This window comes from Alphaproteobacteria bacterium (assembly GCA_040218575.1).
Classification (GTDB): Bacteria; Pseudomonadota; Alphaproteobacteria; order JAVJRE01; family JAVJRE01; genus JAVJRE01.
Genome location: JAVJRE010000003.1, coordinates 336377 through 362763, shown reverse-complemented (window position 1 = coordinate 362763; position 26387 = coordinate 336377). Strand labels below are relative to the sequence as shown.

Here is a 26387-nt window from a genome sequence, read left to right as displayed (position 1 = left end):
GTGCAGACAAGACACGGCGCTCCCCCAGGCGCTTCACCCGGACTCGCAGGAACAAGACCATGACAGACTCAGCCCCCTCCCTTTCGCCGCTCGGCACCACGTCCGGCACGGCTCTCGGCCGCGCCGCCCACACCGTGTGGGCGGAAGTCCGCGACGCCTTCGTCGCCGGACGCGACGCTTACCGCATGAACCAGACGACCGCGGTTCTCAGCCACCTGGATGACCGTATCCTGCAGGATATCGGCATCAGCCGCGCCGAAATCCCGCACATCAGCCGCAAATATCTGGTGAGCGGCCGCGCCTTCTAGGCCGGTCCCGCGCCACCACACAGGCACGGCCGGGCCCCCGCCCGGAATCCTCAGACGAGAACGGGGCTGTCCCGTTGTCGCCTGGGGCCGTTGCCGGCCCTGTCCACAGCCAAAACCAGTCACAACCAAAGCCGGTCAGGCGCGGCGCAGGACAAGGCTTGTCCAGCCGTCCACATCCCGCCGCGATTCCAGGTCCATACCCAATGACCGGTGGGCCGCCAGAACCGCAGCCGCCTGGTCGCCAGTGAATCCGCTGAGGACAATGCGACCGCGCGCTCCCAAAATGGCCGGTAAGCCCCGCGCCAGGGTCTGCAGCGGGCCGGCCAGAATATTCGCCACAACCAGATAGAACGGCGCCGACCCGGTGATAACCGGGTCGTCATAGGTCGACGCCTGCGCCAGCCTGACCCGTTCCGCCACGCCATTGGCCACCAGGTGCTGGCGTGCCACTATCAGGGCGGCGGGATCATTGTCCACGGCCAGCACAGGGGCCGGCCACAGCCGGGCGGCGGCTATGGCCAGGATGGCAGAGCCGCAGCCCATGTCCAGGACGGCGGCCGGCGCGGCACCTCCGGCCAGATCATCCAGCGCCAGCAGGCAGCCGCGGGTCGAGGCGTGTTCGCCCGTTCCGAACGCCAGGCTGGCTTCCACAATCACCTCAATGCCGTCCACCGGCACCGCCACCGCCGTCGCCGCCCCATGGACGATGAACCGTCCGGCCTGCACCGGTGAAATCCGCCGATTGGACTCGGCCACCCAGTCCCGCGCGGCAAGATGTTCCACAACCGGTGCGCTGACCGCGCCACCGCTGTCTCCATCGGGCCCGACACCGGCCAGCCCGGCCAGCCACGCCGCATCCGGCGCCGTCGCAAAATAGGCTTCCAACAGCCAGTGGGGGCCGCCGCCATCTTCCATGAACACCACCGCCAGGGCCTGATCCTGGAATTGCTCGGCGAGGCTGGCGAGCCGCTGCCGCTCGCCCCGCCAGACCGCACGCCAGCACTCTCCACTCGCCACGCTGGCTTGATCCGTCACTGCCGCACTCTATGGTCATTGGCCCGACTACCGCCCCAAGAGTGCCATGCTCCACCTCACCGGCGAAGACGCCACGGCAGATCGTCTGCGCATAGCCCGACCCGACGATACGGTCCTGCCGTGGCATGACCGTCAGTCTGTAGGCCCGGCGCCGTCCGGTCTGAGCCCTGCAGGCTGGTTGGAGGTGCGGGCCACCGCTCTGGCCGGGTTAGGCAGCGGCGCCGCAGCAGCAGAGCGCGATTGTCTGACGGCCCAGGCACAGGCGTTGGAGGCCGCCCTGCAACAGGACGAAATCGTCTTGTGGCCGGGGCCGTCGGTAAACGATCAGCTCAATCTGGTGCAGGTTCTGGCCTGGTTGTCGGGACCTCTTTTCCTGCGCGTCCGGTTGTCTCTGGCTGATTTCGCCGGCGACAGCCTGGAGACAGCCCTCGACAACCGTCTGCCGCTGGGCCCGCCCCATCTGCGGCTCGCCGACCTGGCATGGCGCGCCTTCCGCAGCGACAATCCCATTGCTCTGGAGACCATGGCCGCGGTTGGCGAAGCCCATGACCTGACCGGGCTGGCGCCGGCCTTTCGCCGCCTGCTGCGGGAGTTTCCCTCCATGCGCAACGGCCTGTCGCGCAGCGAACGGCTGGTGTTCATGGCGCTGGAGGCGGGCGCCCGGAGCTTCGACGCCCTGCACAACCATATCCGCGATCTGGAGCCGGTGCCGCTGCTGGAGCGGCGATCCCTGAATCGTCTCCTGGCCAGCATGGCCGGCGGCGCCCGTCCGCTGCTCCGCCTGGCCGGTGATGCTGCCGCGCCGGACAGTATCGCCACCGCAGACGGGCTGGCGGTAGCGCATTTCGAAGCCGATGCCCTGGCCCTGCGCGGGGTTGATCGGTGGATCGGCGGGGTCCATGTGCATGCCCCCCACCACATCTGGCGTTTCGACAATCGCCGCGGCCGCCTGTATCGGTTGCACACCACGGCACCACCGGACTAGACCTGCTCAGTACTGGCTGATTGCCCCTCAGACCTGATCGGCCGGTACGATAAAGCTGGCCATGACGCGCTTGGTGCCCGCCTGCTCAAAGGCAATTTCCAGGCGGTCACCCTCCGCCTCCAATACCTGGCCATAACCGAATTTCTGGTGGAAGACCCGTACACCCGGTCGCGGGACGGCGGCATTGCTGCCGCCAGCCGGCACCAATCCGGGCTGCGAACGATTGCGCCGCAGACGGGCCAGCCCGGGCGTCGCCCGGCTGCTGTCCTCCCAGGCGGATTCGGCGGCGGCGCCCGGCATGGTGTGGCCGAACAGCCCGCTATCGCTGGCCATCACCACGTGCTCCGGCGCCAGCTCGTCAATGAAACGCGAGGGAAGCGCATCAACGAACTGGTTATGAATACGGCGCGTCGCCGCAAAACTGATGGTCGCTGAACGGCGCGCCCGGGTCAGCCCCACATAGGCCAGTCGCCGTTCCTCCTCCAGACCGGCCAGGCCGCTCTCGTCCATTGCCCGCTGGTGCGGGAACAGCCCCTCTTCCCAACCGGCCAGAAAGACATGATCGAACTCCAGGCCCTTGGCGCCATGCAGGGTCATGATGCTGACCATGTCCCCGCCATCGCCGGCGGCGGCCTCCATGACCAGGCTGACATGCTCCAGATACCCACCCAGAGACTCAAACGCCTCAACCGCGTGAACCAGCTCCTTCAGGTTTTCGAGTCGCCCCGGTGCCTCCGGTGAGCGGTCGACCTGCAACATCGCCGTATAACCTGATTCGTCCAGCACGACCTGAACCAGCTCGCTCGGCGTCGCCGTCTCCGCCAGACGACGCCACTGATCAAACTGGCCAAGCACGGCGGTCAGCCCGCGCCGCGCCGGTCCCGGCAGCTCATCGGTCTCTGCCAGACGCGCCGCTGCCCGGGTCAGTGACACCGCCTGCGCTCGGGCCACCGTGTGCAACATGCGCAGGCTCACATCGCCGATACCACGCCGCGGCCGGTTGACGATACGCTCAAACGCCATGTCGTCGTCCGGCTGGTAAATCACCCGCAGATAGGCGTTGGCGTCACGGATCTCCTGCCGCTCATAGAAGCGCGGGCCGCCGATGACCCGATAGGGCAAGCCCAGTGTCATAAAGCGTTCTTCGAACTCACGGGTCTGGAAGCCGGCGCGAACCAGAACCGCAATTTCAGACACGCTGACGCCGGCTCGCTGCAAGGCTTCAATATCTTCGCCTGCCGCGCGCGCCTCTTCCTCGCCGTCCCACACGCCGCGCACCGTCACCGGGTCACCGGCTTCGGCCTCCGTCCACAATGTCTTGCCAAGCCGCCCGGCATTGTTTGCGATCAACGTGGAGGCCGCGCCCAGAATATGGCCGGTGGATCGGTAGTTGCGTTCCAGCCGGATGATTTTAGCGCCCGGGAAATCTTTCTCGAAGCGCAGGATGTTGCCGACTTCCGCACCGCGCCAGCCATAGATCGACTGATCGTCATCACCGACGCAGCAGATGTTGTTATGGCCGCGCGCCAGCAGTCGCAGCCAAAGATACTGGGCGACGTTGGTGTCCTGATATTCATCCACCAGGATGTGGCGGAAGCGTCGGTGGTAGTCGGCCAGAATTTCCGGCCGGGTGGAGAGGATGGTCAGGACATGCAGCGTCAGGTCGCCGAAGTCAGCAGCGTTCTGGGTCAGCAACCGGTCCTGATACAGGCGATACAGTGCCGCCAGACGCCCCCCGGCAATGTCACCGCCATCCTTGTCTGACACCTGGTCAGGCCGCAGACCCCGGTCTTTCCAGCGCTGAATGGCATTGAGCAGCAGACGGTGCGGCCAACGCTTGGCGTCAATGCCCTCGGCCTCCGCTACCTGTCGCACCAGCCGCAACTGGTCGTCGGCATCAAGGATGGTGAAGGTGTCCCGCAGTCCCACCACCTCCGCATGACGGCGCAGCATACGAGCGGCCAGAGCGTGAAACGTGCCAAGCCACCAGCCCTCGACCGGCCGCCCGATCATCTGGGATACGCGGCTGCGCATTTCCTGTGCGGCCTTGTTGGTAAAGGTGACCGCCAGCAATTCGCCCGGCCGCGCCCGGCCGGTGCGCAGAAGATGGGCCAGCCGCGTAGTCAGAACCCTGGTCTTGCCGGTTCCGGCGCCGGCCAGCACAAGCAGCGGCCCGTCGCCATGCAGGACCGAGTCCCGCTGCTCGGCGTTGAGCGACTGCAGCCAGGGCGCGTTCTCATCGCCCGGCGCTGCGTCGAGCGCTGATTCAGGGGTCTTGGCCGGCAAAGAGGCGAGAGGGTCGGACATGCTGGCCACAGTATAGACCACCGGCCCCGGCAATTGCCTGCCCGGTCCGCCAATCGGGTGGCTTTCCCGCCCACGGCCCGGCCAGCCCGGCCAGCCTCAGTGGCGCAGGTCAGGACGCTCGCCGTGCTCCTCCGCCCGCAGATGGCGCAACAGGCGACCATAGGCCCTGGCCAGGTCAACACTGCGGATCAGACCGGCAATGCTGCCCGGTTGCCGCCCGGCGACGCCCAGTACCTCTTCCTCACTCTCTTCCGCGACCAGAATGGCCCGTTCCAGATGGTCGTCTTGCTCCACCACAACAAGAGGGTGGCAGAGGTCGCCCGCCATCTCACCGTCGCCGGCGGCGGCAAGGTCGGCCACGGTCAGCAGGCCGGCCGGGCCATCGCCCTCTGGTGTCACCACCAGAGCAGCCAGCGGCGCCGTCCACACCCGGCGGCGTAGTTCTTCCACCGTCATATTCCGCCCCACCCACTCCGGCTGCACGACCATAAGGTCGCCGACCCGCTGTTCGCGCAGTAGGCCGACGTCGTGGCCACCGGCGATGCGAACACCGCGACGAGCCAGAACATCGGTAAAGAACGAATAATGCTGGACCCGACGATAGAGCACCGTTGCCAGAACCACTGCCACCATGACAGCCACGGCAAAAGCCAGATCGCCTGTCAGTTCCACCATAATCAGGATAGTCGATAGCGGCGCACCGAGAACGGCGCCGGCTACCGCGCCCATGCCCACCAGGGCATAGGTTCCCTGGGTCGAGGCCAGGTCCGGCGCAACGAACGAGGTGATAGCGCCGAACGCGGCGCCGGTCATGGCGCCGACAAACAGGGACGGGCTGAACACGCCGCCGATGGCGCCGCCGCCAAGAGTGATGGCCGTGGCGACGATCTTGGCCAACGCCAGCACCACAAGCAACCAGAACGCGATGGACCCCTGCAACACCGCATCGGTCGCCTCATAGCCGACGCCCAGAATTTGCGGCAGTACAAGAGCAATGGCGCCAACCAGCGCGCCGGCAATCGCCGGCTTGATCCATGTTGGCACCGGCACGGCGTCAAACACCTTCTGCGAAGCATGGATGGCGCGAACAAAGACAATTGCCGCCACGGCAGCGACCAGGCCAAGCATGGCGAAGGCCGGCAGTTCGTAGAACGAGGCGATGGTCACATGGGGCAGGATAAACGCCGGATAGGCGCCAAGATGAATACGCGAGATGATCGTCGCCGTCACCGCCGCTATCACCGTCGGCGCAAAGGCCGACAGGGCATAGTGGCCAAGAACAACCTCAAGCGCGAAGAGGACGCCAGCCAGCGGCGCATTGAACGATGCGGCAATGGCGGCGGCGACCCCACACCCCAGAATGACACGCCCCTGGCCACGGTCCAGGCCAAGACGGCGGGCGAAAGACGCCGCTATGCTGGCGCCAAGGTGGACCACCGGACCCTCGCGACCGGCTGATCCGCCGGACCCCAGCGTAATCGCACTGCCAAGGGCGGTGACCAGCCCGGTACGCAAAGTCATGTGGCCACCGCGCAGGGCACTGGCCTCCACCACGTCAGCCACGCCCTGCGGCCGCCGGCCCGGGAGTAGCCAGTACACCATCAGCCCGACAATGAGACCGCCTGCGGCGGGCGCCATGGCTATCTGCCACCAGGGCAGGCCGGCGATGACCGTCAGCGGCCGTTCAGAAGGCGTAAAGAAGGCCATGCTCTGAACCACCGCGATGGCGCCACGAAAGGCGAGCGCGGCATAGGCCGCAAGGGCGCCGGTCGCCAGCGCCACCACCAGAAGCACCAGTTGTTCACGCTTGAGAAACGCCACTACGTGCCGGACTGCGGCGGTCAGGCGGCGGATGGAACCGGGTGCGGGATCTTCGCGGGTCATGGCCTGCCACTATGGCCCAACCGCAACGGGGGGAATACCTATCCCGAGGCGGCGTGGACCATTAGACCGCTGTCTTCGGCGACGACCCGATTGCGGCCATTGCCCTTAGCCTCATACATGGCCGAGTCGGCCCGGCGAATAAACTCTTCCGGCAATTCTCCGGCCTTCAGCTCGGCCACGCCAACCGACAGGGTGACGGTTCCCAATTCCTGGCCGGTGACCTTGCGCACCACCTTCTTGCCGGCGACGGCGCGCCGGATCTGCTGGGCCACGGTCATACCGTTCGACAGACGGGTTTCCGGCAGCAGTACGACGAACTCCTCGCCACCATAGCGCGCCGCCGTGTCGCGACCCTTGACGGACTCGGTGATGGTCCGTGCCACCAGGCGCAGAACCTGATCCCCCAGCAAATGGCCATGGCGGTCATTGAACATCTTGAAATGGTCGATATCCATAATCAGAAGGGACAGGGGCTTGGTCGACTCCTGTGCCTGCTCCATGCACTCCATAAGCCGGATATCAAAATACTTGCGGTTGGCGATGCCGGTCAGCGCATCAGTCAGGGATTCGCGACGCACATCCTCCAGATCCTGCCGCAGAATATCTATCTCGCCACTGGCTTCGGTCAGCTGGTCGGCCAGCGCCTGATTCTGCTGCTGCATATTGCTGGTGGCAGTGGCGATCTGGCGCACCAGATCCGACAGCGCTTCGGCGGACATGTCGGGCGTCAGAACGCCCGAGACGGTATTGAGTGCCTGGCCGAAGCGCGCGGTATGGCCGCCTGCTTCCTTGAGATTGCCAAAGACCTGGCCAAAAGTGCTCTGCATGGCGAGACAGGCTTCATGCAGCTTGGCATGGCCATGATCGATACCGAAAAAGCGATCATAGAGGGCAAGCGCCCTGTCTGCCGACAGGCGGCCGGAAGCGATTTCGGCCTCTAGCGCATGGCGCAGTGACGGGTCGCGGCCGCTTTCATAGGCATAGAACAGCGTGAAGTTGCGCGGCGTCGTCGCCAGCCCAAGATCACCTAGACGGGCGATAGCCGCCCCAGCAAGGCGGGCCGCCTCATCGGTACTGTCATTTTCCCACACTGCGGCCTCCGCGCCGGCGCCACCAGGCCGGAATCGCGGCCATGGCTGGCCTGGCGACTGTCGCGCGGAATAGCTAATCACAGGTTAATCACCGGGCCGGCATGGGGCGCTCGGCGGCGGGCAGCGGCGTCTGGCCCTCAACGCCGCCATGTGCTACTCACTGGCCGCGCGGTTCCGGGGCTGGAGAACCGGACGCGCATAGGGGATGGGCAGGGCGGTTAAGCTCTGTTTTACGGTCTGAACGCCAGCATACCGGCGGGCCAGCCATCCCCGGAAGGCAACCAGTCGGCTTTGGCAAGTGGAAATCGTATCGTCTTTTTACAGGATTTTAGCCGTATTGCCGTCATTCCATCGTGCCGGCTTTCGTTCACTGAAACGCAGTCCAGGGCCACACTCCATGAAGCGCTCATCTGATCATCGCCACTCAGGCGCTCCGGTTCTTGCCATATGGTCGCTTGCCGCGCTGGCCCTGGTTCTGATACCAGCCGCTGCGGCCTGGGCGGACGGCGACGACGATGCTGCGGCGGGCCGGGGGACCTCGGCGTCCCTGTTCCTGGCCCAGTCCGTTGCCCAGACCGGCAGCGCCGCCGGGGATCTTGAGGGCGGCGACGACAGCCTGGCCATCGCTGACCCCCTGGAGCCAATCAACCGCGGCATTTTCGCGTTCAACCAGGCGCTGGACACCGCCGTCATCGCGCCGGCAGCACGGCTCTACCGTGAACTGCCTGACCCGGCCCGCAAGGGCGTCAGCAATTTCCTGGCCCACCTGCGCTCGCCCGTGATCCTGATCAACGATCTCTTGCAGGGCGAGTTTGAACGCGCCGGCGTGACCTTGAGCCGCTTTGCCATCAATACCGTCGCGTTTCTTGGACTGTTCGATGCCGCTTCCGATATCGGTCTCGAGGCCCATGACGAGGATTTCGGGCAAACCCTGGCGGTATGGGGCGTCGGCGACGGCCTTTATCTGGTGCTGCCCGTATTCGGCCCGTCAACGCCGCGGGATGCGGTCGGCCTGGCCGTAGATGGTCTGTGGCTGGACAGCCTCAACCTGTATCTGCGCAATACCGACCAGTCGGAGTGGGTCTATGCGCGCGGCGGCGCCGTGGCCATCGATTCCCGCTCGCAGGTGCTGGATGATGTGGACGAATTGAAGCGGGCGTCTACGGATTTCTACGCCACTATCCGCAGTCTCTACGTGCAGCGGCGTATGGCGCAGATCAATAACGGGTTCTTGCCGAACTCCCTTCCCGCGCCGAGCCTGTCGCTGGACGTTCTGGACGAACCCTCAACCGAAACCGCCGCCCGGTCCGGCGCCGCCAACTAAGCACCAGCCATGCGTCGCCGGCTGCTCCTCGCTTTGGCCATCGCCTTTGTCGCCACGGCTATCTTCCCCATGCCGCGCACCGGCCAGGCTGCCGAATCCATAGCCGACGCAGAGGCCTTCATCGACCGTCTGGCGGAGCAGGCCATCGCCGCCCTGCAGGATGAGTCTCTCGACGCCGAAATGCGCCAGGATGTGCTGACCCGTCTTCTGGATGACAGCTTTGCCCTGGACAGCATCGGCCGCTGGGTTCTGGGGCGGTTTCGCAACGGGGCCACGGCAGAGCAGGAGGCGGAGTATCTGCGGCTGTTCCGCCTCAGTGTCATCGAGTTCATGACGGCAACGCTCAATCGGTATTCCGGTGAGCAGCTTGTCATCACCGGCGCGCTCGAAGACGGACCCGAGGGCGCCATGGTTGTGTCGCGTATCGATCAGTCAGGCGGCCGGCCGTTCGAGATCATCTGGCGCATTCGCCAGACCAATAACGGCCTCAGAATCGTTGATGTGCTGGCCGGCGGCCTGAGCCTGGCCAAGACGCGCCGCGATGACTATGCCTCGACCATTCGGCGGGTCAATGGCGACCTGGACGCCTTTATTGATATTCTGCGCCGTCAGTACGAAACCAACGCCACATCAGGTACCTGACCGGGTCAGGCGGCCTGACGTTGCCCGGCCAGGACGATGGTCCCGGCGCCGCCCGCCATACGCGCCTGATGCATGGCGGCTTCCGCCGCGGCCAGCAACCCTTCGGGGTCTGAGCCATCGCCCGGCATCAGGGCGACCCCGATATTGGGCGTCAACAGAATCTCCTCGCCGCCCACGTGCAGCGGCTCCATGATCGCCGAACGGCATCGCTCGGCCGCCAGTCGGGCGCCGGCCTCGTTCATGTCCTCGGGCAGGAGAAGGGCGAATTTGTCGCCAGCATAGCGCGACACAACATCTCCCTCGCGCATACCGCCCAGCAGGCGGGCGCCGACGGCCTTCAGCACCTCGTCGCCGACCGCATAGCCATAGTCGCGGTTGATGTCGCGGAACCCGTCCATATCAAGCACCAGTACGGCCAGGCCGCTGTCGGCGCGGCGCGCCCGCGCGACCGCACCATGGGCATGGTCAAGGAACAGCATCCGGTTGGGCAAAACCGTCAGCGGATCATAGCTCGCAATGTCCAGAGATCCGCCGTCGTGGCCGGCCGCGACCACCGGCGCATAGACCGCTACATAAGCGATATCTGCGGCGGTATTCTCAGCAACGTCCACCCGCCCTGCCGCCCTGCTGGCGGCCGGCAGTCGGTCAATCAGAACGTCGCTCAGCATTTCCTGGCCGGAACGGGTGCGATTCCACAGATGGCCATGCCAGCGCCCGTCATCCGCCAGGCTCTGCCACAGGCCGGCATAGACACCGCGGTCCTGGCGGTCGGATCGCAAGACCGCCAGCGAGCGGCTTTGCAGATCAATCAGGCTCCAGCCGCAATAGCGGGTGAAGGCGCCATTGGCAGCCAGAACCCGGCCTTCGCCGTCGGTCACCAGCATGGGGCTGGATGACGCCATGGCGGCCCTGGCCAACAGAGCATCCGTTGTCGGCAGGGGCGGCGGAGAATCGTGTGTGGTCATGGTCAGGCCCGAATGGCGAAGAGGGAATGGGTCATCAATTGCCGACCCTAGCCACCGCCGGTTAGAGTTTGGTTAATCGGCCCTTAAGGGAGAGCATCATGGCGCCAGACCCTACGGCCCCGGATACCGGGGACGACCGCCGCCGGAGCCACCAGGGCCTCGGGCGCCGCCAGAGGGGACAGTGCCTGTGCGGCGCGGTGGTGTTCACCATTGATGGCCCTTTGCGGCCGGTGGTCACCTGCCACTGTCACATGTGCCAGCGATTCCACGGCGGCCCCGGCCCCTATACCGCGGCCGAAACGGCGCACATTCGTTTCGATGGCGACGCGCCGCCGTCGGCTCTTACCTGGCACCGCTCGTCGGACACCGCCAGCCGCGGGTTCTGCCGCACCTGTGGCTCCAGCCTGTTCTGGCGGCCGGTGACGGCCGGCTACACCGCCATAGCCGCCGGCTGCCTCGACCAGCCGAGCGGTCTGGCCATGGCCCGGCACATCTTTGTTGCCGACAAGGGCGATTGGTATCAGATTGGCGATGGCTTGCCGCAACTGGCGGCCGGACACGGCACCCTGCCCCCGGTCACCCAGGCCACAGGCGCCACGGGCGCCACCGACTGAGCCGATACGGAGGTCCAATGGCCCGCCATCACACGCTGTCCGGCAATATTTCGTGCCCCTGCGAGCAGTCCCTGCCGTTCGTCAGCATACCGGACGGGGCGCCACGCGGCGCGGCTGACCTCACGCTGCGCCAGGCCTTCGGGATTTTCGCCGCCCGTCTCGTCGCCCGCCTCAGGCGGCGGAGCGCCAGTCCAGAATAACCTTGCCGGAGCGGCCCGACCGCATGATGTCGAAGCCTTCCTGAAAAGACGTCGCCGCCATGTGGTGGGTCAGGATCGGCGCGATGGTCAGTCCGCTCTGCAGCATGGCCACCATCTTGTACCAGGTCTCGAACATCTCCCGGCCATAGATGCCCTTCATCACCAGGCCCTTGAAAATGACCTGGTTCCAGTCAATCGCCGCCGCTTCCGGCGGGATGCCCAGAATGGCCACACGGCCGCCATGGTTCATGGTTCGCAGCATGTCGCGAAAGGCGGCCGGGTTGCCGCTCATCTCCAGGCCCACGTCAAATCCCTCACGCATGCCGAGGTCGGTCATGGCCTGGTCCAGGGTCTGGCTGCGGACATCAATGGCCAGCGTTGCGCCCAGCTTGCGGGCCAGGTCCAGCCGGTAGTCGTTGACGTCAGTCACCACCACGTTGCGCGCGCCCACATGGCGGGCAATGGCACAGGCCATGACGCCGATAGGACCGGCGCCGGTAATCAACACGTCCTCGCCCACCAGGTCGAAGGACAGCGCCGTGTGGGTGGCGTTGCCCAGCGGGTCGAGAATGGCCGCGATATCGTCGCCGATGGAGTCAGGCAGCGGAAAGGCATTGAACGCCGGCAGAACCAGATATTCGGCGAAGGCGCCCGGACGATTGACCCCAACCCCCTTGGCATTGCGGCACAGGTGGCGGCGGCCGGCCCGGCAATTACGGCAATAGCCGCAAGTGATATGCCCCTCGCCAGAGACCCGCTGGCCCACATGGAAGCCGGCTACCTCATCGCCCATGGCCACCACTTCGCCCACATACTCATGGCCGATGGTCAGGCCCAGAGGCACCGTCGCCTGCGACCACGCATCCCAGTTGTAGATATGCACGTCCGTGCCGCAGATAGCGGTCTTGGCGATGCGGATCAGCAGGTCATTGGGTCCGGGCTCTGGCCTGGCCACATCCTGCATCTCCACACCCTCGCCGGCGTGCGCCTTGACGATGGCCTTCATGGACCGGTCTCTCCTGCTTTGCGGCCGTCCGTCCGCCGGGCGGCGTCACGGCAAATATGCACCCAACTGACGGGCGATCAAGCCTGCCGCCGGCCTGCACCATCAGTGCCCCCGTCGCCGCCTTCCAGGTCAAGGCGCATGGTCAGATAGCCCAGCAGATCGCGCAGGCAGACCAGACCGGCCAGACGGCCCCGCTCAACCACCAGCAGCCGGCTCAGACCGCCGCGCTGCATCTGGCGCAGCGCGGCCAGAGCGGGTGTCCCCAGGGCCACTGAATTGTCGTCGCCGACTGGCGTCAGCACGTCACCGACGGTAGTGGTCTCCCACTGGTCGCGCGCCACCTGGCGCACCTGGTCCAGGCTGACGATGCCAATGGCCCGGCCACCTTCCACCACCGGAAACGCTTTGAAGTAGTAGCGGTAGAAATAGTCCTCCACCATGCGGTGCAGGCTGAGGTCCGGTGGCACGATGATCGGATCGGCGGTCAGGAACTGGCTGACGGGCCGGTCTTCCAGCGCCTCCTTGACCAGGACCTGGTGGTAGGAACTGCGCGCGGCAAAGCGAACGAACAGCCCGATCAGAAACCACCACACCGCGGCCACAAGATTACCCTGCAACAGGAAGAATGCCGCCGCCGCCATCAGACCAAGGCCGAACAGCCCGCCGAGACCGGAGGCAATCCGTGTTGCTTCGCGAAAGTTGCCGCTGCGCGCCCACAGGATCGCCCTGAGGACACGGCCACCGTCCATGGGAAAGGCCGGAACCAGGTTGAAGGTGGCGAGAACACCGTTAATCGCCGCCAGATACCAGAAGACACCGGTCACCGTTACGGGCCAGGCCAGGCCATCGCCGGCCCACGCGGCGAGCACAAACCCGCCGGCCAGCACATAGCTGGACACCGGCCCGGCAATCGCCATCCAGAACTCCACCTTCGGCGCCTCGGGCTCCCCCTCCATATGGGCGACCCCGCCGAATATCCACAGGGTTATGCCGCCGATGGGCAATCCGAAACGGCGCGCCACGAGAGAATGGGACAGTTCATGAAAGATGATCGAGGCGAAAAGACCGGCGGCGCCGACAACTCCCATCGACCAGGCGGCGAGCGGCGACAGACCGGGGTAGTAAGACGGAAACAGGCCGACCGCCAGGCTCCATGTGACCAGAACGGCGATCATCACCCAGGTGGGATCGATGCCGACGTCAAAGCCGAACAGACGGAACAGGGGAATCTGTTTGCCGAACATGAACGCCTCTCACATCAACTTCGGTTTGACCGGCCAGCCATACAGGGTTCAGGCTTCATCGGCCTGCCACAACCAGGCGGCGCCACGCACGCCGCTGGCGTCGCCGTGCAGGGCCGGCCGGATCGGTGTCTCCGCCTCGGCACCAAACACCCACTGTGCAAGCATGGGCGGAAGGGTGCGGTAGAGGCGAGACATTTTCGAGACGCCGCCACCGAGCACGATCACATCGGGGTCCAGCATGGTAATCGCCATGCCCAGCGCCCTGGCCAGCCGGTCTTCATAGCGCATAACGGCGTCAAGCGCGGGCGCTTCGCCCTGCTCTGCCCGCCGGTGGACTTCCGCGCCGTCCAGGCCACGCCCATCATCCCGCCCCAGCGCCGTGCCGGAAATCCATGTCTCCAGACAACCGGCCTTGCCGCAATAACAGAGCGGTCCTGGCTGTTCATGGTCCCGCGGCCAGGGCAACGGCACATGGCCCCATTCTCCGGCGACAGCATTGGGCCCCGCATGGACCTGACCGCCCACCGCCAGCCCGCCGCCGCACCCGGTGCCCAGTATGACGCCGAACACCGTATGCGCACCGGCGGCGGCCCCGTCGCTCGCCTCCGATACGGCCAGGCAGTTGGCGTCGTTCGCCACCCGCACCGGCCGGTCAAGCCGCCGCGCCAGATCATGATCGATGGCATGGCCGATCAGCCAGACGGAGTTGGCATTCTTCACCAGTCCCGTGCGCGGCGAAACGGCGCCCGGGATTCCCATGCCAACCACACAAGGCTGGCCGGCATCCTCTTCCAGCCGGGCGACCATACCGGCTATGGCCTCCAGGGTGGCGCCATAGTCACCGCGCGGCGCCGCAATACGCTGCCGGGCGACCACCGCGCCGTCATCGGCCAGGACAACGCCTTCGATCTTGCTGCCACCCAGGTCAATGCCGATACGCATGACCGCACCCTATCGCCTGGCCCGCAGCCGGCCAAGCAGCACCAGGGATATAGCGGATCCGCCCCTAGCTGTTGATGATCTGCCAGCTACCGTCGTTCTGGCGACAGGCGACGCCCGTAGACTGCTGGCTTTCGCCATCCACCGTCACGGTCTGGGTGAACTCGCGGCAGCCTTCGTCATAACCGGCCGCCGGGCCCATCATGGTCACAGAACCGGAGTTGCCGGACTCGGGGTTGCTCCAGGCCTGGCTCTGACCGGTCGGGCTGGACGCCGCGGCAACGAATGCGCCTTCCGCCCGCCGGCGATCTTCCTGGTCCAGATGCCGGCCGACCTCACTGCCGAAATAGGCGCCCAGCACTGCCCCCAATGCGGTCGTCGCCAGGCGGCCGCTGCCCGAGCCAAACTGCGCGCCGGTCACCGCCCCGATGGTGCCGCCAAGAACGCCGCCGATCAGTTGACGGTCGGGCTCGCCATAAGACTGGCAAGCCGCCAGCACAAAGGCCAGCGCGGCAAACCCGGCCACCCAGCTCTTGCGGTATGTTTTTGTAAGTGCCTTTCGCATGTCCGGGTCCTCTCCCGCCGTTGCGACCTGGCCAGAATCTGGACAACAAATATGGCATCCCTGTGGTGGCAGGCCAGGAGTTGCGGAGGGCGTCAGCCCGGACCGCCGCCATCCGCATCACCGCCCGCGCGCCGCACCACCGTCGGCGGTATGGCGTTCAGGCTGGGCGTAACCCGGGCGGCGGCGGGGTCGAACACCTGGCTTTGCGGCGACGGACGCCGGCTCATGCGGTAGAGGGTGAAGCTTGCCGCGGCGAAAGCCATGGCCGCCACGTAGTAGTACAGGCCCTCCGGGCCGATCCAGTCCATCACATAGGCAGCCGGCAGCGGCCCGGTGAAGGCGCCGATGGAGAAGGCCAGCATCAGCCCGGAATTGGCTGAGACCCGCTGGTCGTCGTCCAGGTGATCGTTCACATAGGCGGTCGCCTGGGGATAGGCGACACCGGTGGCGCCGCCCAGGACCGCCATCATGACAAGGACCGACACCCCGCCGATCCAGGCATTGGCCGCGACCAGGCCCAGTGCCGCCAGGCCGGCGCAGAGATAGATGCCCAGCAGAACCTTGCGCCGGTCGAACAGGTCTGACAGCCCGCCCACGGGATATTGTGCCAGGAACTGGCCGACCATCATGGCCGCCACAAATGAGCCGGCACCGACAATGAGATTTTCCTGTTGCAGGGCAAAAACGGCGGCCAGGCCGAACTGGGCGCCGCCGATGACACCGGAGATCATGGTTCCCGCCACCCCCAGCGGCGAGACACGGATCAGGTCGCGCAGGGGCATGGCCCGCGGTCGCTCCACCTTGGGCGCCATGGCCCGGGCGCGCAGAACCGGGATCGGCGAAATAGCGATCAGGCTGGCGAAGAAGACAAAAGGCCAGATGGTTGTGGAATCAAACAGATCAATGGCCACCATGCCGACCGACCCGGCGAGGCCGCCGATGACCATATACAGGCTCATGACCCGGCCGCGAATGTCGTTTGTGGACAAGGCCTGAAGCCAGCTTTCCACCGTCACCGTAATGCCAAACGAGGCCGACCCCACCCCCAGGGCAATGGCGAACCACGTCCACGGCGGCGGCAGCACCGCATAGAGGATGGCGCCAACCCCGACCGTCCAGGCAAAGATGGCATAGGCGCGCGCATGACCCAGCCGGTTGATCAGCCGGAAACAGAAGAAGCTGCCGAGGATCAGTCCGGCGGTGCTGAGGGAGCGGACCCACGCCGCCATCTGGACGCTGAAGCCGGTCTCTGTCAGGCGGATGATCAGCAGGGTCTGCAACGGGCCAAAGGCCAGATGGGTGAAGAACCGCCCGCCCAGAACGGGAAACAGAGCAACCGGAAAGCGTCCGATACGGCGCACTGGCGCGGCTGTCTCGGTCATATGGGAACCCGCCACCGGTTAGCCGGGCGCGGCCCCCTGGACCCGGCCGGACGCCGCCCCGTGGGCTCGGCCGGCCGTTCCCCGCTAGACAATGCCGCGCTCGCGCAGTCCGGCAATCTCATCCCCTGACAAGCCAAGGTCCTGGGTGAGGATTTCGTCCGTGTGCTGGCCCAGCACCGGTGGCGCATGGCGATAGGTCACCGGTGTGCGCGACAGATGCATGGGACTGGCCACCAGCGGCACCGTGCCACCGCCGGCCAATGGATGGGCCATGTCCAGCCGCATGTGGCGGGCCCGCACCTGAGGATCGGCGAACACCTGGGCCATATCATTGACCGGACCGCAGGGCACACCTGCCGCTTCCAGCGTCGCCAGCCAGTCGGCGGTGGTCCGTTGACGGGTCCGGCGCTCGATGGCGTCGTTCAGCCCCTGCCGGTTTTCCACCCGCGCCCGGTTGCTGGCAAAACGTGCGTCCTGCGCCAGCCCGTCCAGTCCCGCAGCGGCGCAGAATCGCGTGAACTGCCCGTCATTGCCCACCGCCAGGATGATGTAGCCATCGGCCGTGGCAAAGACCCGGTACGGGACGATATTGGGATGCTCGTTGCCGAGACGGCCGGGCGCCTCGCCCGACACCAGATAGTTGGACGCCTGGTTCATCAGCCACGCCACCTGGGTGTCCAGCAGCGACAGGTCGATGTGCTGACCCTGGCCGGTGGCATCGCGGTGCCGCAGGGCGGCCTGAACCGCGATGACCGCATACATGCCGCACATGATGTCGGCGATGGCCACGCCGACCTTCATGGGCGGTCCGTCGCGCTCGCCTGTAACGCTCATGATGCCGCCCATGCCCTGGGCCAGGAAGTCATAGCCGGCGCGGCTAGCATAGGGGCCGTCCTGGCCAAAACCGGTAATGGAACAATAGATCAGGCGCGGAAAGTCCGCCTGCAACTGGTCATAGCCCAGGCCATAGCGGGCCAGGCCGCCGACCTTGAAGTTCTCCACCAGAACGTCGCTGCCGGCGATCAGCCGCCGCGCCAGGGCCTGACCCTCCGCCTCCGCCAGGTTGAGGGTGAGTGAGCGCTTGTTGCGATTGGCCACCAGATAATAGGCCGATTCGGTGGTATCGCGGCCATCCCCGTCACGCACATAGGGCGGTCCCCAGCCGCGGGTGTCGTCGCCCTGGTCCGGCCGCTCCACCTTAATGACGTCCGCCCCCAGATCACCCAGCACCTGGGTTGCCGTCGGCCCCGCCAGGATGCGGCTGAGGTCGAAGACCCGCACTCCGGACAGGGGACCGTCGCTGCTCATGATGGAATTGTCCAGGTCCAGAGGACGCTTGCCCGCGTGGCAGGCCAGCGGCGGAAGAACCACGAGATGAATCACCGAACGGCCAGTCTGTCCGCTGCCGTCGGCGCTGACAAGCGGAAGCGACGCCATGCTAGGTTATGGGCCTACCTGGCACGCTGCACGGAGACAGGCATGGCAGCAAGCGATCCCTTCGCCCAGCCGTTTGAGTGGGACGATCCGCTCCGGCTCGATGACAGTCTGAACGACGAGGAGCGTCTGGTCCGCGACACCGCACGCGACTATGCAGCGCGCAAGCTGATGCCGCGTATCGTCGAGGCCCATCGCAATGAGACCTTCGACCCGGCGATCTATCGTGAAATGGGCGAGCTGGGCCTGCTGGGCCCGACCATCGACGGCTATGACTGTCCGGGCCTCAGCTATGTCTGCTATGGCCTGATCGCGCGCGAGATCGAACGGGTGGACTCAAGCTACCGCTCCAGCCTGTCGGTACAGTCGAGTCTGGTCATGACGCCGATCTATCGCTTTGGCAGCGAGGCGCAGAAGCAGGCCTGGTTGCCGCGCCTGGCCAGTGGCGAGGTGATTGGCTGTTTTGGCCTGACGGAGCCGGGCTCCGGCTCTGATCCGGCCAGCATGACAACCCGTGCCCGCGCCGCCGATGGCGGCTATGTGCTGAACGGCACCAAGACCTGGATCTCACTGGCGCCCTATGCCGGGCTGATGCTCATCTGGGCCAGGCTGGCCGATGACGGGGACCGTATTCACGGCTTTCTGGTGCCGGCCGACAGCGCTGGCGTGACGGTCAATGCCATCCACGGCAAGTTCGCGCTGCGCGCCTCTCCCACCGGCGAAATTGTTCTCAAGGATGTTGCGGTGCCGGCTGACTCCATACTGCCGGACATTGCCGGACTGCGCGGCCCCTTCACTTGCCTCAACTTCGCCCGCTACGGCATTGCCTGGGGTGCACTGGGGGCGGCCGAGGCGTGCTGGCATGGCGCGCGCACCTATGCGCTCGACCGCAGCCAGTTCGGCCGACCGCTGGCCGCCAACCAGTTGATCCAGCGCAAGCTCGCCGACATGCAGACCGACATCGCCCTGGGTCTTACCGGCTGTCTGCGGGTGGGCCGTCTGATGGACGAAGGCCGGGCGGCGCCTGAGATGGTTTCCATTCTCAAGCGCAACTCATGCGGCAAGGCGCTGGATATTGCCCGCGCGGCGCGGGACATGCACGGCGCCAATGGCATTGTCGACGAGTATCACGTTATCCGCCACGCCATGAACCTGGAGGCGGTCAACACCTATGAGGGGACGCACGACATCCACGCGCTGATCCTCGGCCGCGCGCAGACCGGCATCCAGGCGTTTCAGTAGGGTTCCGCAAACGTCTTTGCCGGGCGCGGCGTCCACCCGCCTGCGGCGGCTGAAGTCACGTCGCCTCGGCGCTGGCTTCCGCCACCGCTGCCCAATAGGCGGCTGGTGACACATAGGGACCGTGCGCGCCGAACTCGCTCACCTTGGCCTTTTCCATGCCCCCGCCATAGGGCAACACCTTGAAATAGCCGCCATCGCGGCCGATGACCGGAATCGGCCGGTTCCAGCGGGAAAAGACCCGGCGCATGGTGGCGGAATGGTCGCGGTTGACGGCGTATTCCTCTTCATCAGCGGCGAACAGCCGTTCATAGGCCTGCACAAACTCGCGGACATATTTGCGCTCGACCACCTGCAGATTGGACAGGACCCAGCAGCGGTCCTCGAACGTCCAGTAGTAGGACAGACCGATCAGATCGCCCTCGCGGCTGATATAGGGAAAGAATGGGAAGGCGCGGCAGGCCAGTGTGCGGTTCTCCCGCTCGCAATGGGCCGCACCCTTGCACTCGATGGCGGTGCAGTTGGCATGCAGGTCATCCACTACCTGGCGGGAGGCGGCGTCGAACGGCTTGAACTTGTGCCACAAATCAGTCTGCGATTTGAGCAATGTCCACTCGGCGCGATCAACCACCGGGATGGCATGGCCGGTCGTGCAGCAGACCGGCTCGCCACCGTTCAGGGGCGCGCAATGACGGCCACAGTCATAGCGCGAGATGGGCGCCTCGAAGTCCCGGTGAATCTCACGAAAATGTGCCGGCTTCAGCGTCATGCCGCGTCTCCAGTGATCCGGGGGCCGTCCCCTTGTCCCGCCCCTTCTATACCAGTGCGCTCCCCTGGCAAACGGCTGTCTGTGGGCCGGCCAGGAAAAGAAGTTGGGCTTGCAATCGCGACGCGACGCGGCATAGTTGAGGGCGCAGTTTTCGAAGACCGACGGATGCCGCCTGGGCCGCTGGCCTGTGCCCGATAACCCCGGCCATCGCAAGACTGACAAACGCCGCGCGGGGCCATCCGCCGGCATGTTTCGTCACTCGTGAAGGAAGCAAGTAATGGTTGAAGGAACAGTAAAGTGGTTCAACCGGACCAAGGGCTATGGGTTTATTGCGCCGGATGGTGGCGACAAGGACGATTTCGTTCATATCTCCGCTGTCGAACAGGCCGGCCTTGAGTCACTGAACGAGGGTCAGAGGATATCTTACGAGCTCGAAAAGGGCCGCAATGGCCGCACGGCCGCTACGGACATTAAGCTGATCGACTAGTCGCTCCGGCGACACGTTTCAGACGCTCCGGCGTCCGTCGGCAACGGCGGACGCCGGTTTTGTTTTGTCTTGCGGTGTGGTGCGAAAGGTGGCCCGGCAGTCTGCTGCTCACGCTGTCTCCATCGCGCGGCGATAAACTTCGGTGAAAACCCGATTTCCCGCCTCCAAATTCCTATTGAACGGGCCGGGTTCGAAAGCGCTTGAAGTGACACCCTTTTGGACCAGTTCAACGAGCGCGTTGTCCTCGTCGCGCACAGTTGCTCCAAGCTGCAACTGGTCCATCGTGTAATCTACGCCCTCGACAGCGTCGACCGGTACGAGCTGGATCATTCGGATTGCTGTTCGTGTCGGTCCGAGTGGTCGGAACGCCGCAGCGCCTGCCCCCCGATGGCCGACGAACAACTCGAAGACTCCGAGATGCCATTGAATCACTGTGCTGCTGCGTGCCGGGTTATCCGCGTGGCGGATTCCGCTCCTCGATGGATCATCCCGAAATTCAGGAAAGGTCGGCCGATCCGGGATATAGTCGTACTCGCAAATCCTTTTCGCGTTGAGTTGATCACCGTAGTCGTCGAACGGCGTCACTTTCATCAGTCCAGGATGGTTCATCGGGCAATGGTAGCACTCGATCCCACCCTCCCAGGCGATTTTCCAGTTCGCCTCGACAATGTCCTCGCGCTCCCACACGACTTTGAGCCTGTCCATGTCGTAACCGGAAAAATCCGCACCGGTGAGACGCTCGGAAACTGGCAATGGCCGCCTAGAACCGACGCAGACGAAAACAAACCCGTTCCATGTCTCGACCCATGCCGACTTTAGATCTATGCCACAACGGTCGAAGCCGTTGTGCATAAACGGGGCCGTCAGGAGCGCTCCATCGAGGCCGTAGCGCCAGCCGTGGAACGGGCACACCAGACCGCCCTGATGACATCGACCCCGAGAGTCGCGAACCAGAGGGGAGCCGCGGTGACGACACACATTGTGAAAAGCATTGATCTTGCCCTCGGGCGTGCGGACCACGATGACGCTGTCGCGGTCGAGATCGTATCTTATATAACTGCCAGGCTCGGCGAGCTCGGAGACGTGACAGACGAAGCGCCAGTCCGGACGGAAGAAACGCTCCAGTTCGAGCGCGTAATGCTGGGGTGAGAAGTACGTGTAGCCCTCTAGACCGACTTCAGGGGCCCTGGTGATCGGCGTGCCCTCAGGCATCGACATCCTCCCATGCGCGGCAAAAACGAATAACATAACAAGTGTTATGTAGTACTTGCCGATCGTCAAGGGTTTTCTGACCCGTACTCCCAAGGACTACTCTTTGCCCCAGGTGTCACCCATGATTGATGAGAATACACAGCGGGAACGCAGGAACTCGGTCGCCGATGCGGCGCTGACCGTCATGTTGCGCGAAGGTATCGAGGGTGCTGGTCTGCGCGCCATCGCTCGCGAAGCAGACTGCACCACAGGGCTGCTCACGCACTATTTCAAGGACCTTCGCTCTGTCATCGAATACGCGCTCGATCGCAATACCGTTCGCTTCTTCGCGGCCCTCGACAGCCAATTGGACCGCGCAAGAAACGGCCGGGACCAACTGGTCGCCATGATGCGATACCTCGCCCAGGCCGGCGATCCGGTGAGCACCGGCGTGATGTTCCGTAGCCTGGCGAGCGCCCAACTGGACAACAGGATTGCAGAGCGACTCCGAGTAGCCTACGCCCGGCTGCACGTTATGGCTTGCGAGGCAATCGCGCGAGGCCGGTCCGACGGATCCCTCAAGGGCACCCACCCCGTCGAGGATGTTGCCGACCTGGCCGTGGCACTCGCAGACGGAATTTATGTCGCGGGCGTGGCGCGGCCAGCGAATCTCCCGGAGGATCGTCGGGACGCTCTCATCCTCGCCTTCCTGTCAACCAGCGAGGGACCGTTCGGACAGCCCGAGGAGAGCTCTGCGCCGGGCACCCAACGCTGAACTTAGCCCTACACGGCAGTCAACCGTTCAGTCGCTGGCTTTGGCGTTCGACGGCGCCGGGCCGGCTATTTCTGTAGGATCACCCCGTTCCTGCCCTCGCAAACCGCGTCATAGATCGTCTGGTACAGCTCCATGGTGCCGACCACATCCTGAATGCTGGCCACGGGCTGGCGATTCTGGCGAATGGCGCTGACGAACTCACGTAGGGCAAAACCGTCGCCGGTCAGTTCACCGCTGCGCTCATCGCGATAGTTTTCAGTAAAGGTATTCTGGGCCAGGGTGTAGTGCTTGACCTTCCACAGGCTGTCCACGGTGATGTACTCACCCTGTCCGGTCAGCTCGATCCGGTCATAGTTGCGCCACCAGATGCGGTTGCTGTTGAGTTGCATCGTGCCAACGCTGCCATCCTCGAACTCCAACGCCAGCGCATTGGTGCTCTCGCCGTCCCATTCGTGGTGAAAAAGCGCAAGCTGGCGGACCTCTCCGCACAGATACCGGGCGAGATCCAGGTGATGCGGCGTGAAGTCGAGCAGATAGGCGTGCACCGTGTCTTTGTAGGGCGAACCCGGGTGCCGTCGGTTTTTGTAGCTTCCTGTGCAGAAAGAAAAGGATGACTGGGTCAGGCGCCCGAAGGAGGGTTGGGCCATGACCTTTCTGGCCATTCTGACGCCATAGCTGAAGCGCGATTCGAAATTGACCATCACCGCCTTGCCGGCCTTGTCGGACGCCTCCGCAAGCGCCACCGTTTCCGCATAGGTCTGGGTTGGTGGTTTGGGCATGAAGACGTGATAGCCGGCCTGCAGCGCCTCCTTGACGATGCGAAACCGGTCGTCGCCCGGCTGCAACTGGACGGAAACGGCCTCCAGGTCTTCCTTCTCCCACATCTTGCGATAGTCGGTGTAGTAGCGCCCTGAGCAGAACTTTTCGGCCATTTTCCTGGCCCGCGCCTCATCCAGATCACAGGCGGCGCGAAGGTCTATTTCGGCAAAATGCAGGCCAGGATACACCGCAAAGGAGGCCATGGCGCCGGCCCCGATGAATCCCAGTCTCACCGGTTCGATGTCGGGAATGTCCATGTCCCAGCTTGTTTCAAACAGAGCTTGCTGCTGCGGCATTGCCCAATTCCTTTCGTTAGGGACTCTGTGTGGACGGCGTCACATCAGGGCTGGAATCTCTGCCTGAGATGCCTGAAGGCAGACAGAAATACCCCGTCGCCGATCTGATCAATCAGGGCCTGCTCGCGCTCTGCCGGGCAGTTGAAGTCGGCCCGCCAGGCCGCAAAGGTCAGACCGCCATCGGTCACCGGCGTCAATGACAGGGTCGCCACATAATCAGCGACGCCCATGGGGCTCTCGAGGATCGCGTAAGTGCACGACATGGCTACATCAGACAGCATCAGAAGCTGCTCGCGAATCTTCCCGCCATCGGCGAGCGTGAAATTGCGGATGCAACCAACCTGATCGGCCGGCTTGCCGCCTTCGATATGGCTCTCGGCGACAAAAGGCGTCCAGTCCGGCAAACCGTTGAAGTCGCGGATCACACGCCACACTGCCGCCGGTGCGGCCGGGATTACGGAGGACACAAAGACCTGGGTCATGGCATATCCTGATAGGTTGAACCCCGGCGCTTGAGCTTCCGGGATTGTCATGTCTCGCGCGTTCCTCCAGCATAGCCTTCGTTTTGCGGAAGTGTCGCCCCCGACCTGGCGAGAGCCGGCGCCGCACCCCGCCATCCGCCTGTCACCGACCCGCCCCCCGGGCCGCCATGAGCAGCCGTGAGCCGGTGGCAGGCGACGCTATGGCTGATACCATCAGTGTTCTGCCGCCAGTGGACCCGGGGCCGACCGCGCCGCGTTGCCAGTTGTCGCCAGTTGATGACCGCGCAGGCACGACTGTGAGGAGGGGCGCATGACAGGGAAAGCCTATATCGTCGGCACCTGCGATACCAAGGAAGCGGACCTCCGCTACGTCAAAGACCTTGTTGTAAAGGCGCGGCCTGGCGCCACCGCCGTCCTGGTGGATATCAGCACCCGCCCTGTGGACTGTGCCGCGGATGTCAGCGCCCATGACGTCGCCATGCACCATCCGGCCGGGCCGTCTGCGGTCTTTGTCAGTGACCGCGCGGTGGCTGTCAGGAACATGGGGGAGGCCCTCAGGCGCTTCCTGTCCACGCGCTCCGATATTGACGGAATCATTGGCCTGGGCGGCTCCGGCGGGACCAGCATGATCGGCCCGGCCATGCAGGCTCTGCCCATCGGTATTCCCAAGGTTCTGGTGTCCACCCTGGCCTCCGGTGATGTGGCCGCCTATGTGGGGCCAAGCGACGTCAACATGTTTCACTCCGTGACCGACATCGCGGGACTCAACCGGGTTTCCGCGAAGGTCCTGGCGAACGCGGCGCACGCCCTGGTCGGCATGATGACCTGGCGTCCGCCATACCGGGCCAGCGACAAAAAGGCTGTGGGGCTGAGCATGTTCGGGGTAACCACTCCCTGTGTCCTCTCCCTGACGGAAAAATTGCACAAGCACTGGGATTGTCTGGTCTTTCACGCGACCGGTACGGGCGGACGGTCAATGGAGAAGCTGATCGACCAGGGGGACATCAGCGCCGTGCTCGACATGACCACCACGGAGATCTGCGATCTGATTGTTGGCGGCGTCCTCAGCGCCGGTGAGGAACGGCTGGACAGCATCGCCCGCACGGGCGTCCCCTATGTGGGCTCCTGCGGTGCGCTGGATATGGTGAACTTCTGGGCGCGGGAGACGGTGCCTCGCCGCTTTGAGGGACGTCTTTTCCATGTTCACAACGCCCAGGTCACGTTGATGCGCACCACCGCCGACGAATCGGCGAAAGTGGGCCAGTGGATCGGCGACAAGCTCAACCGCTGCCAGGGGCCTGTGCGTTTTCTCCTGCCGGAAAAGGGGGTGTCTGCGTTAGACATAGAGGGCGGACCCTTTTATGACCCGGACGCCGATGCAGCCCTGTTCGGGGCCATTGAAAAAACGGTTTTGGCCACGGAGAAACGCCACGTGATTCGGATCGATCACCACATCAACGCCGAGGACTTCGTGGCGGTCGCGCTTGACCACTTCAACGAAATCACGGATCGCCCGTAAAGCAGGATCCGCAAAGCAGGAGAAGACCGTGGCAGGCATTTCAAGGGCTGAAATACTGGACGGCCTGCAGGCGAAGGTTGCCAGCCGGCAGGCGATCATCGGCGCCGGCGCCGGCACAGGTCTCAGTGCCAAATGCGAAGAGCAGGGTGGTGCGGACCTGATCGTGATCTACAACTCCGGTCGCTACCGTATGGCCGGCCGCGGGTCCCTGTCGGGCTATCTGGCCTATGGCAATGCCAATGACATCGTCATGGACATGGCCCGCGAGGTGCTGCCCGTGGTGAAGACAACGCCGGTGCTGGCGGGCGTCAACGGCACGGACCCGTTTCTGATCGTGGACAGGTTCCTTGATGACCTGATGGCCATCGGCTTTTCCGGCGTACAGAACTTTCCGACCGTCGGCATCATCGATGGTAATTTCCGACGAGGCCTGGAAGACACGGGCATGTCATTTGATATGGAGATCGATCTTATCGCGCGGGCTAATCACAAGGGCTTGCTGACCACACCTTATGTCTTCAGCCGGGACGAAGCCCTGCAGATGACCGAGGCGGGAACGGACGTGCTGGTGGCTCATTTCGGTTTGACCGCCGGCGGCTCCATCGGAGCCAGTGATACATACTCCCTGGACCAGTGCGTTGAGATGTTCAATGACTGGGCGGATGCGGTTCGCACGGTGAAGCCGGACATGATCTTCATCTGTCATGGCGGACCGTTGGCCGAACCGGCGGACGTCCAATACCTGCTGTCACGATGTCCTGCCTGTCATGGCTTCTATGGCGCATCCAGCATGGAGCGGCTGCCAACGGAAAAGGCCATTACGGAGCGCACGGCGACGTTCGCCGGATTGGTGGTGGGCGGTTCGCGGACACGCTGAGCGCTTCG

General features: G+C 64.7%; 26 protein-coding genes. 11 read left to right on the top strand and 15 right to left on the bottom strand.

Annotation, left to right across the window (positions count from 1 at the left end; translation table 11 throughout):
- Positions 1–59: 59 nt before the first annotated feature.
- Complete coding sequence (locus tag RIE31_05435) at positions 60–308, top strand: DUF1127 domain-containing protein (GenBank protein MEQ8640039.1); 249 nt, start codon at positions 60–62, stop codon at positions 306–308.
- Positions 309–443: 135 nt separating this feature from the next.
- Here the strand turns inward: RIE31_05435 and RIE31_05430 are convergent, their stop codons facing one another.
- Complete coding sequence (locus RIE31_05430; GenBank protein MEQ8640038.1) at positions 444–1343, bottom strand: 50S ribosomal protein L11 methyltransferase; 900 nt, start codon at positions 1341–1343, stop codon at positions 444–446.
- Between the two features lie 46 nt (positions 1344–1389).
- Between RIE31_05430 and RIE31_05425 the strand changes: the two genes are divergently transcribed.
- The gene (locus RIE31_05425) at positions 1390–2328 is read left to right on the top strand and encodes a hypothetical protein (GenBank protein MEQ8640037.1); all 939 of its coding nucleotides are present in this window, start codon (positions 1390–1392) and stop codon (positions 2326–2328) included.
- A gap of 27 nt (positions 2329–2355) precedes the next feature.
- On the opposite strand, the gene RIE31_05420 is transcribed toward RIE31_05425, so the two are convergent.
- The 3 genes from RIE31_05420 to RIE31_05410 all read right to left on the bottom strand — a co-directional run bounded on the left by RIE31_05420 (position 2356) and on the right by RIE31_05410 (position 7610).
- Complete coding sequence (locus RIE31_05420; GenBank protein ID MEQ8640036.1) at positions 2356–4635, bottom strand: UvrD-helicase domain-containing protein; 2280 nt, start codon at positions 4633–4635, stop codon at positions 2356–2358.
- A 96-nt stretch (positions 4636–4731) separates the two neighbouring features.
- Positions 4732–6519, bottom strand: coding sequence for a chloride channel protein (locus tag RIE31_05415; GenBank protein ID MEQ8640035.1), 1788 nt, complete (start codon positions 6517–6519; stop codon positions 4732–4734).
- Positions 6520–6557: 38 nt separating this feature from the next.
- Complete coding sequence (locus RIE31_05410; GenBank protein ID MEQ8640034.1) at positions 6558–7610, bottom strand: diguanylate cyclase; 1053 nt, start codon at positions 7608–7610, stop codon at positions 6558–6560.
- A gap of 397 nt (positions 7611–8007) precedes the next feature.
- Here RIE31_05410 and RIE31_05405 point away from each other — a divergent pair, with 397 nt between their 5' ends.
- Together RIE31_05405 and RIE31_05400 are read left to right on the top strand one after the other, a co-directional pair.
- Positions 8008–8934, top strand: coding sequence for a VacJ family lipoprotein (locus RIE31_05405; protein MEQ8640033.1), 927 nt, complete (start codon positions 8008–8010; stop codon positions 8932–8934).
- Between the two features lie 9 nt (positions 8935–8943).
- The gene (locus RIE31_05400) at positions 8944–9576 is read left to right on the top strand and encodes an ABC transporter substrate-binding protein (GenBank protein ID MEQ8640032.1); all 633 of its coding nucleotides are present in this window, start codon (positions 8944–8946) and stop codon (positions 9574–9576) included.
- Between the two features lie 5 nt (positions 9577–9581).
- On the opposite strand, the gene RIE31_05395 is transcribed toward RIE31_05400, so the two are convergent.
- Positions 9582–10541: a diguanylate cyclase gene (locus tag RIE31_05395; GenBank protein MEQ8640031.1), complete on the bottom strand. Its 960-nt coding sequence runs from the start codon at positions 10539–10541 to the stop codon at positions 9582–9584.
- Positions 10542–10639: 98 nt separating this feature from the next.
- On the opposite strand from RIE31_05395, the gene RIE31_05390 reads away from it, so the two are divergent.
- On the top strand, positions 10640–11155 hold the full coding sequence (locus RIE31_05390; GenBank protein ID MEQ8640030.1) for a GFA family protein: 516 nt from the start codon (positions 10640–10642) through the stop codon (positions 11153–11155).
- Positions 11156–11172: 17 nt separating this feature from the next.
- Positions 11173–11355 carry a hypothetical protein gene (locus RIE31_05385; GenBank protein ID MEQ8640029.1) on the top strand — a complete coding sequence of 61 codons (183 nt, stop codon included), beginning with the start codon at positions 11173–11175 and terminating at the stop codon, positions 11353–11355.
- Here the strand turns inward: RIE31_05385 and tdh are convergent.
- From tdh to RIE31_05355, 6 genes are all read right to left on the bottom strand, one after another.
- Positions 11327–12361 carry an L-threonine 3-dehydrogenase gene (gene tdh, locus RIE31_05380; protein ID MEQ8640028.1) on the bottom strand — a complete coding sequence of 345 codons (1035 nt, stop codon included), beginning with the start codon at positions 12359–12361 and terminating at the stop codon, positions 11327–11329. The two genes, RIE31_05385 and tdh, sit on opposite strands and share 29 nt — an antisense overlap.
- Before the next feature lie 77 nt (positions 12362–12438).
- The gene (locus RIE31_05375) at positions 12439–13605 is read right to left on the bottom strand and encodes a site-2 protease family protein (GenBank protein MEQ8640027.1); all 1167 of its coding nucleotides are present in this window, start codon (positions 13603–13605) and stop codon (positions 12439–12441) included.
- A 48-nt stretch (positions 13606–13653) separates the two neighbouring features.
- A complete protein-coding gene (locus RIE31_05370; GenBank protein ID MEQ8640026.1) occupies positions 13654–14547 on the bottom strand; it encodes an ROK family protein in 894 nt (297 codons plus the stop codon).
- A gap of 64 nt (positions 14548–14611) precedes the next feature.
- Positions 14612–15109 carry an RT0821/Lpp0805 family surface protein gene (locus RIE31_05365; protein ID MEQ8640025.1) on the bottom strand — a complete coding sequence of 166 codons (498 nt, stop codon included), beginning with the start codon at positions 15107–15109 and terminating at the stop codon, positions 14612–14614.
- Between the two features lie 92 nt (positions 15110–15201).
- The gene (locus RIE31_05360) at positions 15202–16491 is read right to left on the bottom strand and encodes an MFS transporter (GenBank protein ID MEQ8640024.1); all 1290 of its coding nucleotides are present in this window, start codon (positions 16489–16491) and stop codon (positions 15202–15204) included.
- Positions 16492–16575: 84 nt separating this feature from the next.
- Positions 16576–17799 (bottom strand): CaiB/BaiF CoA-transferase family protein, encoded by a 1224-nt coding sequence (locus RIE31_05355; protein MEQ8640023.1) that lies wholly within the window; start codon positions 17797–17799, stop codon positions 16576–16578.
- A 171-nt stretch (positions 17800–17970) separates the two neighbouring features.
- Here RIE31_05355 and RIE31_05350 point away from each other — a divergent pair, with 171 nt between their 5' ends.
- Entirely contained in the window at positions 17971–19167 is a 1197-nt protein-coding gene (locus RIE31_05350; GenBank protein MEQ8640022.1) for an acyl-CoA dehydrogenase, read from the top strand.
- A gap of 55 nt (positions 19168–19222) precedes the next feature.
- Here the strand turns inward: RIE31_05350 and RIE31_05345 are convergent, their stop codons facing one another.
- On the bottom strand, positions 19223–19933 hold the full coding sequence (locus RIE31_05345) for a hypothetical protein (protein MEQ8640021.1): 711 nt from the start codon (positions 19931–19933) through the stop codon (positions 19223–19225).
- Positions 19934–20210: 277 nt separating this feature from the next.
- On the opposite strand from RIE31_05345, the gene RIE31_05340 reads away from it, so the two are divergent.
- Positions 20211–20420: a cold-shock protein gene (locus tag RIE31_05340; GenBank protein ID MEQ8640020.1), complete on the top strand. Its 210-nt coding sequence runs from the start codon at positions 20211–20213 to the stop codon at positions 20418–20420.
- 108 nt (positions 20421–20528) lie between these two features.
- Here the strand turns inward: RIE31_05340 and RIE31_05335 are convergent, their stop codons facing one another.
- A complete protein-coding gene (locus tag RIE31_05335) occupies positions 20529–21632 on the bottom strand; it encodes an aromatic ring-hydroxylating dioxygenase subunit alpha (GenBank protein MEQ8640019.1) in 1104 nt (367 codons plus the stop codon).
- 121 nt (positions 21633–21753) lie between these two features.
- Here RIE31_05335 and RIE31_05330 point away from each other — a divergent pair, with 121 nt between their 5' ends.
- On the top strand, positions 21754–22386 hold the full coding sequence (locus RIE31_05330; GenBank protein ID MEQ8640018.1) for a TetR/AcrR family transcriptional regulator: 633 nt from the start codon (positions 21754–21756) through the stop codon (positions 22384–22386).
- A 65-nt stretch (positions 22387–22451) separates the two neighbouring features.
- Here RIE31_05330 and RIE31_05325 read toward each other — a convergent pair whose 3' ends face one another.
- Positions 22452–23501: a Gfo/Idh/MocA family oxidoreductase gene (locus RIE31_05325; GenBank protein ID MEQ8640017.1), complete on the bottom strand. Its 1050-nt coding sequence runs from the start codon at positions 23499–23501 to the stop codon at positions 22452–22454.
- A 44-nt stretch (positions 23502–23545) separates the two neighbouring features.
- Positions 23546–23983 (bottom strand): SRPBCC family protein, encoded by a 438-nt coding sequence (locus RIE31_05320; GenBank protein MEQ8640016.1) that lies wholly within the window; start codon positions 23981–23983, stop codon positions 23546–23548.
- Positions 23984–24293: 310 nt separating this feature from the next.
- On the opposite strand from RIE31_05320, the gene RIE31_05315 reads away from it, so the two are divergent.
- Positions 24294–25502: a Tm-1-like ATP-binding domain-containing protein gene (locus RIE31_05315; protein ID MEQ8640015.1), complete on the top strand. Its 1209-nt coding sequence runs from the start codon at positions 24294–24296 to the stop codon at positions 25500–25502.
- 28 nt (positions 25503–25530) lie between these two features.
- Positions 25531–26379, top strand: coding sequence for a phosphoenolpyruvate hydrolase family protein (locus tag RIE31_05310; protein ID MEQ8640014.1), 849 nt, complete (start codon positions 25531–25533; stop codon positions 26377–26379).
- The last annotated feature ends 8 nt before the right edge of the window (positions 26380–26387 follow it).

What these genes read in the sequence shown, in the direction of transcription:
- RIE31_05390 (MEQ8640030.1), top strand. Translation starts at nt 10,640, where the DNA reads ATGGCGCCAGACCCTACGGCCCCGGATACCGGGGACGACCGCCGCCGG.
- RIE31_05405 (MEQ8640033.1), top strand. Translation starts at nt 8,008, where the DNA reads ATGAAGCGCTCATCTGATCATCGCCACTCAGGCGCTCCGGTTCTTGCC.
- RIE31_05360 (MEQ8640024.1), bottom strand. Translation starts at nt 16,491, where the DNA reads ATGACCGAGACAGCCGCGCCAGTGCGCCGTATCGGACGCTTTCCGGTT.
- RIE31_05420 (MEQ8640036.1), bottom strand. Translation starts at nt 4,635, where the DNA reads ATGTCCGACCCTCTCGCCTCTTTGCCGGCCAAGACCCCTGAATCAGCG.
- RIE31_05315 (MEQ8640015.1), top strand. Translation starts at nt 24,294, where the DNA reads ATGACAGGGAAAGCCTATATCGTCGGCACCTGCGATACCAAGGAAGCG.
- RIE31_05375 (MEQ8640027.1), bottom strand. Translation starts at nt 13,605, where the DNA reads ATGTTCGGCAAACAGATTCCCCTGTTCCGTCTGTTCGGCTTTGACGTC.
- RIE31_05435 (MEQ8640039.1), top strand. Translation starts at nt 60, where the DNA reads ATGACAGACTCAGCCCCCTCCCTTTCGCCGCTCGGCACCACGTCCGGC.
- RIE31_05350 (MEQ8640022.1), top strand. Translation starts at nt 17,971, where the DNA reads ATGGCAGCAAGCGATCCCTTCGCCCAGCCGTTTGAGTGGGACGATCCG.
- RIE31_05345 (MEQ8640021.1), bottom strand. Translation starts at nt 19,933, where the DNA reads ATGACGCTGAAGCCGGCACATTTTCGTGAGATTCACCGGGACTTCGAG.
- tdh (MEQ8640028.1), bottom strand. Translation starts at nt 12,361, where the DNA reads ATGAAGGCCATCGTCAAGGCGCACGCCGGCGAGGGTGTGGAGATGCAG.
- RIE31_05340 (MEQ8640020.1), top strand. Translation starts at nt 20,211, where the DNA reads ATGGTTGAAGGAACAGTAAAGTGGTTCAACCGGACCAAGGGCTATGGG.
- RIE31_05425 (MEQ8640037.1), top strand. Translation starts at nt 1,390, where the DNA reads ATGCTCCACCTCACCGGCGAAGACGCCACGGCAGATCGTCTGCGCATA.
- RIE31_05365 (MEQ8640025.1), bottom strand. Translation starts at nt 15,109, where the DNA reads ATGCGAAAGGCACTTACAAAAACATACCGCAAGAGCTGGGTGGCCGGG.
- RIE31_05370 (MEQ8640026.1), bottom strand. Translation starts at nt 14,547, where the DNA reads ATGCGTATCGGCATTGACCTGGGTGGCAGCAAGATCGAAGGCGTTGTC.
- RIE31_05400 (MEQ8640032.1), top strand. Translation starts at nt 8,944, where the DNA reads ATGCGTCGCCGGCTGCTCCTCGCTTTGGCCATCGCCTTTGTCGCCACG.
- RIE31_05330 (MEQ8640018.1), top strand. Translation starts at nt 21,754, where the DNA reads ATGATTGATGAGAATACACAGCGGGAACGCAGGAACTCGGTCGCCGAT.
- RIE31_05335 (MEQ8640019.1), bottom strand. Translation starts at nt 21,632, where the DNA reads ATGCCTGAGGGCACGCCGATCACCAGGGCCCCTGAAGTCGGTCTAGAG.
- RIE31_05325 (MEQ8640017.1), bottom strand. Translation starts at nt 23,501, where the DNA reads ATGCCGCAGCAGCAAGCTCTGTTTGAAACAAGCTGGGACATGGACATT.
- RIE31_05385 (MEQ8640029.1), top strand. Translation starts at nt 11,173, where the DNA reads ATGGCCCGCCATCACACGCTGTCCGGCAATATTTCGTGCCCCTGCGAG.
- RIE31_05395 (MEQ8640031.1), bottom strand. Translation starts at nt 10,541, where the DNA reads ATGACCACACACGATTCTCCGCCGCCCCTGCCGACAACGGATGCTCTG.
- RIE31_05415 (MEQ8640035.1), bottom strand. Translation starts at nt 6,519, where the DNA reads ATGACCCGCGAAGATCCCGCACCCGGTTCCATCCGCCGCCTGACCGCC.
- RIE31_05355 (MEQ8640023.1), bottom strand. Translation starts at nt 17,799, where the DNA reads ATGAGCAGCGACGGTCCCCTGTCCGGAGTGCGGGTCTTCGACCTCAGC.
- RIE31_05320 (MEQ8640016.1), bottom strand. Translation starts at nt 23,983, where the DNA reads ATGACCCAGGTCTTTGTGTCCTCCGTAATCCCGGCCGCACCGGCGGCA.